The following is a 12135-nucleotide window of genomic DNA, read 5'->3' on the forward strand; positions in this document are numbered from 1 at the left end:
AACGTCATCGCGTAGTGGTGGCGCAGGTTCTCTTCGTGCACCACCTCGAGGCCGGCGTCCTGAGCCTCGGTGATGATGCGGCCCGACCCGGTGAGCTCCCCGTCGGGGAACACGTAGCGATCGATGAAACCACCCGCCGTCGCCCCGGCGCGGTTGTCCGGCCGGGTGATGCAGTGGTTGAGAAGCAAAGCGCCGGTGCGCATCTTGGACTTGAGGAAGCGGAAGTACGACGGGTAGTTGTGCACCCCGACGTGCTCGGTCAGCCCGATCGAGGACACCGCGTCGAACCCGGACTCGCGGACGTCGCGGTAGTCACCGTGACGGACCTCGGCCAGGTGGGACAGGCCCTCCTCGGCGATGGCGTTCTGCGCCCACGCCGCCTGTTCCTTCGACAGCGTGACGCCGATGGCCTTCACACCGTGACGCGCGGCGTAACGCACCATGCTGCCCCAGCCGCAACCCACGTCGAGCAGGCGGTCGCCGGGCTGCAGGCGCAGCTTCTCGAATACCAGCCGGTACTTGTTGTCCTGCGCCTCTTCAAGGCTGGCGTCCACGTCGGGATAGGCCGCGCAGGTGTAGGTCATCGAAGGGCCGAGCACGTATTCGTAGAACGTGTTCGACACGTCGTAGTGGTGATGGATGGCATCGGCGTCGCGAGACTTGCTGTGCCGCAATCCTTCCACCACGCGACGCCAGCGTGGCAGCGCTTCCTGCGGCGGCGGGGCGATCGGCCGAAGGTGTTCGAAGCCGATCGACCGAACGATGTTGGCGAGCACCCGCGCCGACGGTCGCTTGAAGTCGAGCTTGTCAGCGAGGGCGCGCAGCAACTCGTACGGATCGCCGGGGTGAACGCCGTGCGGCACGACGTCACCGGAGACGTACGCACGGGCCAGGCCCAATTCGCCGGGTGAGGTGGCCAGGTAGGTGGTACCTCGCGGGGTACGCAGATCGAGGCCGATCTCGGCATCCTCGGGGCCCGCCGAGCTGCCGTCGTATGCGGTGAACTTCAGCGGGAGATCGTTGCCTGCGGCGAGCAATTCGAGGATTTCGGCGAGCGTGAGCTTGCCAGTCGCCGCTTGGGTCGATTCTTCCTTGTAGGTCGTCATCTTCTTTGCACCGCCTTCGCATACAGATCGAGCAGACGTGAGTCTGGGTCGTAGGCCTTCTTGACCGTGTTGTAGGTCTCGCCGCCGTAGAGCCCGCGGAACTCCTCGGGCGAGTAGTAGGCGTCGGAGTACAGGGACTTGTGGCCGTCGAGCTCGCTGACCTTCTCCTCGATCAGGCGGTTCGCTTCACCCTCTGACGCGCCGGCCGGCACCGATGACCAGAAGCCTATGTTGACGTAGGTCTGATGCCCGGCAATGGGGTACAGCGGCCAGGTTGTGTCGTCGCGCAGCCGAAGCGGGCACAGCCACACGGGCTCGATGGGCACGTTCTCACCGAACCAATCCAAGAATTCGGCGGTGCGCCCGATCGGCACCTCGATGTCCTGCACCACGCGCTCCAGCGGGGGCCTGCCACTGCGCTTCTCGATGCGGTCGGCGATGTCGAAGCGGCGGTCGTACGCGATCAGCTTCCAGTAGAAGCTGCTGCGCCGGAAGCGCCGTGGCCAGAACCGCCTGATCGTCGGGTTCTGAGCACCGAACGCCCGCGAGCACCAGAACCAGTCGGTGTCCCAGCGCCACAGGTAGTCGTGGATGGTCAGCCGGTCGTGCTTCTCGCCGCTCGCGTGTTGGATCGACCGGTAATAGACGTCCTGGCCGGTGTAATCGCTGACGGGGCCTGGCGTCGACGTCCGCACGCCGAGGCACAGGTAGGACTCGTCGGCGCTGAACACCACACCGTCGAGGTAGTCGACCGGTGAGCCGTCGATGCCGCCCGTGTCGACGATCCTGTCCATGGTGGCGACCATCTCCGGCAGCGACGTGAATCGCAGGTGCCGCAGCGCCACGAAAGGCTTCACCGGCTCCAGCTCGATCTTCAAGCGAACCGAATAGCCCAGGGTGCCATAGGAATTAGGGAAGGCATGAAAGAGATCCGAGCACAGGTCTCGACTGGCCGTCACGATCTCACCGGACCCGGTGAGGATGTCCATCTCGAGCACCGACTCGTGGGGCAGGCCGTTGCGGAACGACGCCGACTCGATGCCGAGCCCCGTCACCGCGCCGCCGAGGGTGATGGTCTTCAACTGCGGCACCACGAGCGGCGACAACCCGTACGGCAGCGTGGCGGCGACCAGGTCCTCATATGTACACATACCCGCGACGTCTGCGGTGCGGGCGTCGGGATCGACGGAGATGACCCCCGTCAGACCGGACACGTCCAGACCCTTGGCCGTCGCCTTCTCGCGGGCGCGAAAGAGGTTCGACGTGGGCTTGGCCAGTCGCACGGTGGCGTTTGGTGGGATGGCGCGGTAGCTCGCCAGCAGTCTCTCCACGCCTGCCGCATGGGCGGACTGCGCTTCGATCCGTGCAACAGTCACACATATACGCTAGACCTCGGTTGCACCCGATGCGACCGCACCGACCCGGGATCACTCCCGTTCATCCCCTTATCTAGGAGCCTTCTCCGATGGGACTGGTCAGCGCCTCAAGCACTGTTCTGATCAACGCCGAGCCGGATGCCGTCCTCACGGCGGTCGCGGACTATCAAACGGTTCGCCCGAAGATCCTGTCCTCGCACTACAGCGGCTATCAGGTCCTCGAGGGCGGGCAGGGTGCGGGCACCGTCGCCACGTGGAAACTGCAGGCGACCGAATCGCGCGTCCGGGACGTCAAGGCCAGCGTCGACGTAGCTGGACACACGGTGATCGAAAAGGACGCCAACTCGACGCTGGTGACCAACTGGACCGTCGCTCCCGCCGGACCCGGTTCGTCGGTCACGGTCAAGACCGCTTGGCAGGGCGCGGGCGGAGTCAAGGGCTTCTTCGAGAAGACGTTCGCGCCGTTGGGCCTCCGCAAGATCCAGGCCGAGGTGCTTGACAACCTCAAGAAGCAGGTCGAGGGCAGCTAGGCGACGGCCCGCGGGGGCCTGGTCGCCAAGAAGCCGGCGATCCCGCGCACGACGGCGTCGGCGTACTTCTGCCTGCCATCGGGGCTTTCGATCAGCGCCGAATCGGCGGGGTTCTTCATGTTCCCCATCTCGACCAGGATCGACGGATACTGAGCCAGATTCAGCCCGGTGAGGTCGGCGCGCGGGTACAGCCCGCCCTGGCCGATGTAGTTGGCGGGCATCAGGCCGGCGGCCTGCAGCTGATCCCGCATGGTCTGGGCGAACTGGACCGACGGCCCGGACTGCGCGGCGTTGAGCGGCGGGGACGAGTAGTTGACGTGGAAGCCGCGGCCGGTGGCCGGGCCGCCGTCGGCGTGGATCGACACGATCGCATCGGGGCGCAGCGCATTGGCCATCGTGGCCCGCTCGTCCACGCACGGCCCGAGCCCGGTGTCGTCACCGCGCGACATCGCGGTGCGCACCCCCAGGTTGGTCAGCTCCTGGCGGATGCGCAGCACCGTCTCCCAGTTGAACGTGTGCTCGGGATAGCCGTCGTTGGTCGACGTCCCACTGGCCTGGCAGTCCTTCGTGCCGCCCCGCCCCGTGGGGACCTGCTTGCTGATGGACGCGTCGTTGGCGCCGTTGTGTCCGGGATCGAGGAACACGATCATCCCGGCGATGCTGGTGGGGGCGGCAACGGCGGCCGGGACCTCGATGGGTCCGGCGGACGCCGCGATGATGAGGCCGACAGCCAGAGCGGCGCCGACACGCAGGCAGGCAGGTACGTGCACGGCGCCAACGTAGCCCGGGGGGCGACTAGGCTTGAAGGGCAAAACGCCACGTGCGGACGACAGCAATCAAGTCGATACCAACCTGGTACCAACACGCAAGGGGACCGTCATGCAGCCCGGCCAACCGCCCGACATGTCGGCGCTCCTTGCGCAGGCCCAGCAGGTCCAACAGCAGCTGATGGAGGCGCAGGAAACCCTCGCCGTCGCGGAGGTGCACGGCCAGGCCGGCGGCGGTCTGGTTCAGGTGACGATGAAGGGCAGTGGTGAGGTGATCAGCGTCGCGATCGACCCGAAGGTCGTCGACCCGGATGACGTCGAGACGCTGCAGGATCTGATCGTCGGCGCCGTCCAGGACGCGGCCCGTCAGGTCACCCTGATGGCACAGAGCAAGCTGGGTCCGCTTGCAGGCGGCCTCGGCGGCCTCAACGTTCCGGGGCTCTGACTTGTTCGAGGGGCCGGTCCAGGATCTGATCGACGAACTGGGCAAGCTGCCGGGTATTGGGCCGAAGAGCGCGCAGCGCATCGCCTTTCACCTGTTGTCCGTTGAGCCGCCCGACATCGACCGGTTGACTGCCGTGCTAGGCAAGGTCCGCGACGGCGTGAAGTTCTGTTCGGTGTGCGGCAACGTCTCCGACGACGATCGCTGTCGCATCTGCTCGGACTCCCGCCGGGACGCCTCGCTGGTGTGCGTCGTCGAGGAGCCCAAGGACGTGCAGGCCGTCGAGCGCACGCGGGAGTTCCGCGGTCGCTATCACGTGCTGGGCGGTGCGCTGGACCCGCTGTCCGGCATCGGGCCCGAGCAGTTGCGAATTCGTGAGCTGCTCAACAGAATTGGCGAACGGGTCGACGGGGTCGACGTCGCCGAGGTGATCATCGCCACCGACCCCAACACCGAGGGCGAGGCGACGGCGACGTACCTGGTGCGCATGCTGCGCGACATTCCCGGGCTGTCCGTGACGCGCATCGCCTCGGGCCTGCCGATGGGCGGGGATCTGGAGTTCGCCGACGAACTCACGCTCGGGCGGGCGCTCACCGGCCGCCGCGCCATGGCCTGATCCCCGCTGCCACCAGCTGAGTAGGGTGTCGCTCATGCCGGACGAGGAATTCAAGGTCGAGGTCGAGCTCGGTGACCAGGAGCATCACCTTTCGTTCTGGAAGCGGCTGCGGTCGCTGGACGTGGACGACGAGGCACGCAAGCGGCTAGGCAGCCGGGTGACGGTGACGCGGGACGGCAACCGGATCCAGCTCTATACGCACAGCCTGCAGGACGCCCGCGAGGCCGAGCGCAACGTTCGTGAACTCGTCCAGGCAGACGACATCACCGCCGAATACACCGTGAGCCGGTGGAATGCGGATGCGCAGGAGTGGGTCGACCCCACCGGTGGCGACGCCGTCACCGACGACGCACCGGACACTCCCGTTCCCGACCCGAGCTATGTGATCCTCGAGGCCTACAAGCCGGAGTTCCTCCGCGATCTCGGCCTCTGAGTTTCGCGTTTCGCGAGCTGTCGGTGGCTGGTGTCATCGTGCGGCCATGACAGAAGTCTTTTCAGGCAGTCGGGCGGTGGGGCATGGCCGGCTGACCCGTCATCGCCTCCGCACCCGGTTCGAGTCCGTCCACCCCGATGTGTACGTGCCGGAGTTCACGGACATGACGACGGAGGACAGGGCGCGGGCAGCATGGCTCTGGTCGAAGGAGCGTGGGGTCGTGGCGGGGGTCGCCGCGTCGGCGCTCCATGGAGCCCGCTGGGTGGGCGACGACGAACTCGTCGAGACCGACGAGATCGTGGTCGTCGATGGGATCACCGTGACGTCGAAGGCCGCACCGCGCTCGATCTCGGTCGTCATCTAGGGCGTGACGATGCGGTGGCCCGGCTAGATGCGCTTGCCCATGCGACGGGCATTGCGGCTGCAGACGTCGAATTGTTGCTCGCTCGCCGTCGCGGAACTCGCGGCGCCCGACGAGCGCGAGTTGCGATTGCGTTAATGGATGCCGGTGGTGAGTCGCCCAAGGAGACCTGGTTGCGACTGCTGGTACTCGATGCCGGGCTTCCGAAACCCCAGGCGCAGTTGATGGTTCACAACGGCGACTACTACCCGCTTGCCTACCTGGACCTAGGTTGGCAGGAGTACATGGTCGCCGCGGAGTACGACGGCGACCTGGGGGCACCCAACGCTCGCGGGGGACATCGCACGGATCGCAAGCAGTATCGCAAGGACATCAGCAGGCTGCGGATGCTGGAACGCAACGGCTGGATGGTCATTCGGGTCCTCGCGGTGGACCACCCGATGGACGTCTTGGACCGTATCCGTCTGGCGCTCGCTAGCCGCGGTTATCACGAAACATGAACGGTGGCGGCGACACGCCGGTGGACGCCGCCACCGTTCATGTCTCGCGGGGGCCGGGCCGCTAGACGCGGCGCGGCGCGGCGAGCCGTTCCCGTCGCAGCCGATCGACCTCCGCGAGCTCGATGGGCGCCAGTTCGCCGACGACGCGGGACAGCAGGTGGTCGGCCAGCTGGGGATTGCGCGCCAGGCACGGACCGTGCAGGTAGGTGGCGACGACACTGCCCTGCACCGCACCGTCGACGCCGTCACCGTCGCGGTTGCCCGCCCCGGTGACGACCTTCGCGAGCGGTTCGGCGGCCACGCCCAAAACCGTTCCACCGCGATGGTTCTCGAAGCCGGTGAGCCGTTGGTCGAGGCCGGGTAGCAACGGCTGCGAGACCACTTCGCCGATGGTCCGCTTCGGCTGCGGTGACGTGGTCACGTCGAGCACTCCGACGCCATCGACCCGCTCCCCCGACGAGGTCTCGTACCAGTGGCCGAGCACTTGAATCGCCGCGCAGATCGCCAGCACCGGAGCGCCACGCTCGGTCGCCCGCTGCAGGCCCGGATACCGGATCAGGTGTTTGGTCGCCAGCCGCTGGGCGTAGTCCTCCGCCCCGCCGAGCGTGTAGAGGTCCAGCGAGTCCGGCACCGGATCGCCCAGCGTGATCTCGACCACCTCGGCGTCGAAACCCCTCAGCCGCAACCGCTGTCGCAGGACGACGGCGTTGCCGCCGTCGCCGTAGGTGCCCATGACGTCGGGCAGCACCAGCCCGATCCGGATGGTCGACTCGGTCGACTTCGCCCCGGTCGCTTCGCTCCTGCCCCCTGGGATCACGGAAGCCGCCGGTTGAGTTGCAGGAACGCCGTGTAATTCGCGATCACCTCGACGTGCCCGGGCGGGCACGACGCGATGGCCATGACGGTGTCGTGCACCAAGGTGTGGCCGACGCCCGCGTACCCGAGGCGGACCGCGAGGTCGGTGCCCCGTTCACCGGCGGCCACGACGGCCGTGTCGTCGAAGTGCTCGAAGCGGACGTCCCACAGCCAGGACAGATCTTCGCCGTCGGGTACCTGCCCGTTGACGGCGATCACGACGCCCGCGCTGTGCTTGTCGACCATCGACAGAGCCTCCTGCCAGCCCGCCGGATTCTTGGCCAGCAGCACGCGAGCGGTGTGCTGACCCAACCGCACGGTCCGGTAGCGGCCCGCCACCTCGTCGACGCCTGAGACCGCGACCACCGCAGCCGCGGGATCGGCACCGAGCGCGACCGCGGCGGCGATCGCCTGGGTGGCGTTGCCCCGGTTCACCGCGCCGGGCAGCGCCAGGGTCATCGGCAAGTTCAGGCCGTCCGGCCCGTAGACGTTGTCGTCGTCATACCACCACTGCGGCGGCGGCCGCTTGAAATCCGTGCCCGTCGAGTACCAGTGCGACCCCTCGCGCACGATGATCTCGCCGCTGCGCGGGCAGCTCACCGAGTCGTTGGCCCAACCGCCGCCCGCGGCCACCCACACCACGTCGGGGCTGTCGTAGGCCGCCGACGTCATGAGGACGTCGTCGCAGTTGGCCACGACGACGGCGCCATGATGGCGTGCCAGCCCGTCCCGCAGCGTCCGCTCGATGTGGTTGATCTCACCAACGCGGTCGAGCTGATCGCGGGACAGGTTGAGCAGGACGATCACGGACGGGTTGACGGCGTCGGCGACGTGCGGCACGTGCATCTCGTCGACTTCCAGTGCGGCGAGCTCTGCCTTCGGCGCACCGGCGAGCGCCGCGACGAGGCCCGCGTCCATGTTCGCGCCCTCGGCGTTCGTGGCGACCGGACCGATGGTGGCGAGCGCTGCGGCGGTCATCCTGGTGGTGGTCGACTTGCCATTGGTGCCGGTTACGACGACGGTGCGGCGGTCGGCACCGACCTGGCTCAGGATCGACTTGTCCAGCTTCATGGAGACGAGGCCGCCGATCATCGCCCCCGCACCGCGGCCGGTGACACGCGATGCCCAGCGGGCCGCAGCGCCCGTACCGAGCGCGAGCCGTCCACGAGCGGTAACCATCCTCGGCAGTCTAAGAGGGGAAAACTAGGTGGGCGACACGCGGCGTCTCCTAGTCCGGCCTTGGCCAAGAATGTCCGAGGACCGTGCCATCCTCGAAACGTGAGCCAAACGTTCGGCCGACCGGCCACCGAGCCCGGTTCGGGCTGGGCGGTGGTCGACGTCGAGACGACGGGCTTTAACCCGCGGCAGGCTCGCGTCGTCAGCGTCGCAGCTCTGGCCCTTGGTGATGACGGCAACGTCGAGGGCAGTTTCTCCAGCCTGCTCAACCCCGGTGTCGATCCTGGCCCCACCCACGTCCATGGGCTGACCACCGAGATGTTGGAGGGGCAGCCGACGTTCGGCGACGTCGTCGGCGAGCTCAACGGCGTGCTCGAAGGTCGCACGCTGGTGGCGCACAACGTGGGCTTCGACTACGCGTTCCTGGCCGCCGAGGCCGAACTCGTCGGCGCCGAGCTGCCCGTCGACACCGTGATGTGCACCGTGGAGCTGTCGCGCCGACTGGCGCTTGGCATCGAGAACCTCCGGCTGGAGACACTCGCTGCGCATTGGGGAGTCACCCAGATGCGCCCTCACGATGCTCTGGACGACGCACTCGTCCTCGCGCAGATCTTGAAACCGGCGCTCGCCGGTGCCCACGACCGCAAGGCGTGGTTGCCGGTGCGCCCGGTCAAGAGGCGGTGCTGGCCCAACGGGCAGGTGACCCACGAGGAGCTGCTGCCCCTCAAGTCGATCGCGGCGCGGCTGCCGTGCGACTTCCAGAATCCGGGCCGGTTCGTGGCGGGCAGACCCCTGGTGCAGGGCATGCGGGTGGCGCTCTCGTCGGAGGTGACGCACACCTACGAGGAACTCATCGAGCGAATTCTGCACGCCGGTCTGGCGTACGCCGACACCGTCGACCAGCAAACGTCATTGGTGATCTGTGACGAGCTGGAGCCCGGGCAGGGGCGTGGCTATCAGGCCGGCGAGATGGGGGTTCCGCTGCTCAGAGATGCGGACTTCATGACGCTGGTGGCACGCATCGTGGGTGGTACCGGAGTCGAAGACTTCACCGACGCGACGCTCAGCGGCGACCAGTTCACCCTGTTCTAAGTGATCTGGCGGTCTAAGTGATCTTGGCGTTCTGAGCAATCAGCCCGGCACGGGAGACCCGGCCGGGCTGATCTGATGCCGAGCTGATGCCGAGCTGATTCAGTACCCACTTCGCACCGACTAGGTCAGTGCCTTCGCCTTCAACGAGTCGAACTCGCCCTGGGTGATCGTGCCGGCTGCGAGCAATTCCTTGGCGTGCGCGATCTCCTCGGCGGGCGACCGCCCGGCGGCTTGGCGGATGTAGTCGTCCGTCTGCTGCTTTGCCGCAGCGGCGGCCTCGCGCGCCCGCTCCGACATGCCCTGACCGCGGAAGATCAAGTACACCAATGCGGTCAGCCACGGGATCAGGAACAGGAAGATCACCCAGATCGCCTTCACTACGCCCGATGTCTTGTGGTCGCGCCAGAACAGGTCCGAGAGGATCTGGAATAGCACCAACAGGTACGCGACCCACGCGAAGATGATCAGGAAGTGCCACAGAAAATCCCAAGTCGAGCCCCAGTTCACGTCTACTCCTCAAACGTCGCCGATGGCGCGGTGTGCGCGAGCGTCAGTTAATCATGGGACGCACGGTTGACAGCGGAAACTACAGCTCTCAGAGACGCAGTGGTGATGGACGTAGCGATGCCAACGCCCCACACGGTCTTGCCGCCGACCGACGCCTCGACGTAAGCGGCCGCCCTGGCGCCCTCACCGGAGGACATGGCGTGCTCGGAGTAGTCGAGTACCGATACGTCGAATCCCACGGTGCCAAGGGCGTCCACGAACGCGGCCAGTGGGCCGTTGCCCTTACCGGCGATCTCCGTCTCGACACCGTCGATCTTCACGACTGCGGTGATGGCGTCGGTTCCCCCGTCGACCTCGGCGGCGTCGACCTTCTGGCGGATGCGCTCCAGCGGCCTGATCGGTGCCAGGTATTCGTCGGCGAAGACGTCCCACATCTCCTTGGGGGACACCTCGCCGCCCTCCCCGTCGGTGATCTTCTGGATCGCCTGGCTGAACTCGATCTGCAGCCGTCGCGGCAGTGACAGTCCGTGGTCGGCCTTCATGATGTACGCGACGCCACCCTTGCCGGACTGAGAATTCACCCGGATCACGGCTTCGTAGGTGCGACCGACGTCCTTCGGGTCGATCGGCAGATAGGGCACCTGCCACAAGAGGTCGGACTCCGCTGTGCCTTCTTTGTCGGCACTGACCTTCATCGCGTCCAGGCCCTTGTTGATGGCGTCCTGATGACTGCCGGAGAACGCGGTGTAGACCAGATCACCGCCGTACGGATGCCTTTCGTGCACCGGCAGCTGGTTGCAGTACTCGACGGTGCGGCGGATCTCGTCGATGTTGGAGAAATCGATCTGGGGATCCACGCCGCGGCTGAACAGGTTCAGCCCCAGGGTCACCAGGCACACGTTGCCCGTCCGCTCGCCGTTGCCGAACAGGCAGCCCTCGATGCGATCGGCACCCGCCTGGTAACCCAATTCGGCTGCGGCCACGGCAGTTCCGCGATCGTTGTGCGGGTGCAGGCTCAGGATGATCGAGTCCCGCCGGGCCAGGTTGCGGCTCATCCACTCGATCGAGTCCGCATAGACGTTGGGGGTGGCCATCTCGACGGTGGCGGGGAGGTTGACGATCAGCGGTGAATCGAATGTCGGCTGCATCACCTCAGACACGGCGTCGCACACTTCCTTGGCGTACTCCAGCTCGGTGCCCGTGTAGGACTCGGGGGAGTATTCGAAACGCCACCGCGTATCAGGATGTTTGGCGGCCTCTGCGACGCACATCCTGGCGCCGTCGGTGGCGATGGCCTTGACCGCATCGCGGTCGGCGCGGAACACCACGCGCCGCTGCAGGATCGACGTCGAGTTGTAGAAGTGCACGATCGCCGCCGGCGCGCCCGCGCAGGCCTCGAAGGTCCGCTCGATCAGCTCGGGCCTACACTGGGTCAGAACCTGGATCGTCACGTCGTCGGGGATCGCGCCCTGGGTGATGATCTCGCGGACGAAGTCGAAGTCGGTTTGTGATGCCGACGGGAAGCCGACCTCGATCTCCTTGTAGCCCATGCGGACCAGCAGGTCGAACATCCGCCGTTTGCGCTCCGGACTCATCGGGTCGATCAGGGCCTGGTTGCCGTCGCGCAGATCGACCGCGCACCACATCGGTGCCGTTTCGACGACGCGGTCGGGCCAGGTGCGGTCGAACGGCGCAGGAGGGTCTCCCCCTGGAACTTCAGCGGCGAACGTGCGGTACCGATTGACCGGCATCGACGTCGCGCGCTGGGTGTTCCAGGCGGGTTGGCCGGGGTTGGCCGGGCCCGCGGGAGTGCTGATGGTGCGCGCAGACGTGTAGGCGTCGATCGAATGGGGATTGGGATTGTTCACGGTTGTCGCTCCGGATTCTGTCTGGAAGAAATTCAGACCGGCGCATCAAGACCACCCGCGACGGGAAGCCAGTCTGGATCAGACCCCGTCGCGGCGTCCGAGGAGGAGCGTCCGCTGCACGCAGAACACTCTACTCCGGAAGGCCGCGGGTCCCAAAGTTGCATGCCATAGCCCGAGCCTGCGGGGAGATCGCGTTCTCGAGGACTTCGACGATCTGTGTGCAGTTTCGGTGGCGAGTGCGACGTCGACATCAAGGTGGCCGGGGTGACCGACGACCGGTTCGCCAGTGTCGAGGTGGCATCCCGCGTCGACGGCTGGGACGCCGAGGGGTCCGACCCCTACGAGTGTCACTTCACCCTGCGGCGCGACGACTACGCCGATCTGCACGTTCGCGTGTCGGTCGCACCGCACGGTTACGACATGGCCGACGGGACGGGTCTGCGCACCGAACGCGACGGAACGGAGATCTTCTTCGATCCACGAGGCTGCGCCGCGTCGACGTTCGT

At 66.8% G+C, this 12135-nt stretch carries 13 protein-coding genes and 1 pseudogene; 7 read left to right on the plus strand and 7 right to left on the minus strand.

Features of this window, described 5'->3' with window-relative positions; translation table 11 throughout:
- Both QOI01_RS15925 and QOI01_RS15930 read right to left on the minus strand, forming a co-directional pair.
- The coding region (locus QOI01_RS15925) for an SAM-dependent methyltransferase (RefSeq protein ID WP_526382513.1) at positions 1–1106 on the minus strand (1106 nt) is incomplete at its 3' end.
- Complete coding sequence (locus tag QOI01_RS15930; protein ID WP_526382515.1) at positions 1103–2482, minus strand: FAD-binding oxidoreductase; 1380 nt, start codon at positions 2480–2482, stop codon at positions 1103–1105. The genes QOI01_RS15930 and QOI01_RS15925, both read right to left, overlap by 4 nt.
- Before the next feature lie 89 nt (positions 2483–2571).
- On the opposite strand from QOI01_RS15930, the gene QOI01_RS15935 reads away from it, so the two are divergent.
- Positions 2572–3012 carry an SRPBCC family protein gene (locus tag QOI01_RS15935; RefSeq protein WP_526382517.1) on the plus strand — a complete coding sequence of 147 codons (441 nt, stop codon included), beginning with the start codon at positions 2572–2574 and terminating at the stop codon, positions 3010–3012.
- Here the strand turns inward: QOI01_RS15935 and QOI01_RS15940 are convergent.
- Positions 3009–3782, minus strand: a complete 774-nt coding sequence (locus QOI01_RS15940) for an Rv3717 family N-acetylmuramoyl-L-alanine amidase (protein WP_526382519.1) — start codon at positions 3780–3782, stop codon at positions 3009–3011. The genes QOI01_RS15935 and QOI01_RS15940 overlap by 4 nt on opposite strands.
- Positions 3783–3891: 109 nt before the next feature.
- Between QOI01_RS15940 and QOI01_RS15945 the strand changes: the two genes are divergently transcribed.
- From QOI01_RS15945 to QOI01_RS15960, 4 genes and pseudogenes are all read left to right on the plus strand, one after another.
- Entirely contained in the window at positions 3892–4224 is a 333-nt protein-coding gene (locus tag QOI01_RS15945) for a YbaB/EbfC family nucleoid-associated protein (RefSeq protein WP_526382521.1), read from the plus strand.
- 1 nt (position 4225) lies between these two features.
- Positions 4226–4837, plus strand: coding sequence for a recombination mediator RecR (gene recR, locus QOI01_RS15950; RefSeq protein ID WP_526382523.1), 612 nt, complete (start codon positions 4226–4228; stop codon positions 4835–4837).
- A gap of 34 nt (positions 4838–4871) precedes the next feature.
- Positions 4872–5270, plus strand: coding sequence for a hypothetical protein (locus tag QOI01_RS15955; RefSeq protein WP_526382525.1), 399 nt, complete (start codon positions 4872–4874; stop codon positions 5268–5270).
- Between the two features lie 46 nt (positions 5271–5316).
- A pseudogene (locus tag QOI01_RS15960) lies at positions 5317–6131 on the plus strand (putative endonuclease domain-containing protein).
- 61 nt (positions 6132–6192) lie between these two features.
- On the opposite strand, the gene QOI01_RS15965 reads toward QOI01_RS15960, so the two are convergent.
- Positions 6193–6894 (minus strand): type 1 glutamine amidotransferase, encoded by a 702-nt coding sequence (locus QOI01_RS15965; RefSeq protein ID WP_526382537.1) that lies wholly within the window; start codon positions 6892–6894, stop codon positions 6193–6195.
- 50 nt (positions 6895–6944) lie between these two features.
- Positions 6945–8165: a MurT ligase domain-containing protein gene (locus QOI01_RS15970; RefSeq protein ID WP_526382527.1), complete on the minus strand. Its 1221-nt coding sequence runs from the start codon at positions 8163–8165 to the stop codon at positions 6945–6947.
- Between the two features lie 99 nt (positions 8166–8264).
- Here QOI01_RS15970 and QOI01_RS15975 point away from each other — a divergent pair, with 99 nt between their 5' ends.
- On the plus strand, positions 8265–9254 hold the full coding sequence (locus tag QOI01_RS15975) for a DEDDh family exonuclease (protein ID WP_526382529.1): 990 nt from the start codon (positions 8265–8267) through the stop codon (positions 9252–9254).
- A gap of 120 nt (positions 9255–9374) precedes the next feature.
- Here QOI01_RS15975 and QOI01_RS15980 read toward each other — a convergent pair whose 3' ends face one another.
- Complete coding sequence (locus QOI01_RS15980; protein ID WP_526382531.1) at positions 9375–9761, minus strand: hypothetical protein; 387 nt, start codon at positions 9759–9761, stop codon at positions 9375–9377.
- 47 nt (positions 9762–9808) lie between these two features.
- The gene (gene leuA / locus QOI01_RS15985) at positions 9809–11629 is read right to left on the minus strand and encodes a 2-isopropylmalate synthase (protein WP_526382533.1); all 1821 of its coding nucleotides are present in this window, start codon (positions 11627–11629) and stop codon (positions 9809–9811) included.
- Positions 11630–11845: 216 nt separating this feature from the next.
- Here leuA and QOI01_RS15990 point away from each other — a divergent pair.
- Positions 11846–12135 (plus strand): hypothetical protein (locus QOI01_RS15990; RefSeq protein WP_526382535.1); only part of this gene is annotated, 290 nt, incomplete at its 3' end.

The sequence above is a fragment of the Mycobacterium sp. genome, from assembly GCF_032162605.1.
In the GTDB taxonomy this organism is placed as follows: domain Bacteria; phylum Actinomycetota; class Actinomycetes; order Mycobacteriales; family Mycobacteriaceae; genus Mycobacterium.

What these genes read in the sequence shown, in the direction of transcription:
- QOI01_RS15935 (WP_526382517.1), top strand. Translation starts at nt 2,572, where the DNA reads ATGGGACTGGTCAGCGCCTCAAGCACTGTTCTGATCAACGCCGAGCCG.
- QOI01_RS15945 (WP_526382521.1), top strand. Translation starts at nt 3,892, where the DNA reads ATGCAGCCCGGCCAACCGCCCGACATGTCGGCGCTCCTTGCGCAGGCC.
- QOI01_RS15955 (WP_526382525.1), top strand. Translation starts at nt 4,872, where the DNA reads ATGCCGGACGAGGAATTCAAGGTCGAGGTCGAGCTCGGTGACCAGGAG.
- QOI01_RS15970 (WP_526382527.1), bottom strand. Translation starts at nt 8,165, where the DNA reads ATGGTTACCGCTCGTGGACGGCTCGCGCTCGGTACGGGCGCTGCGGCC.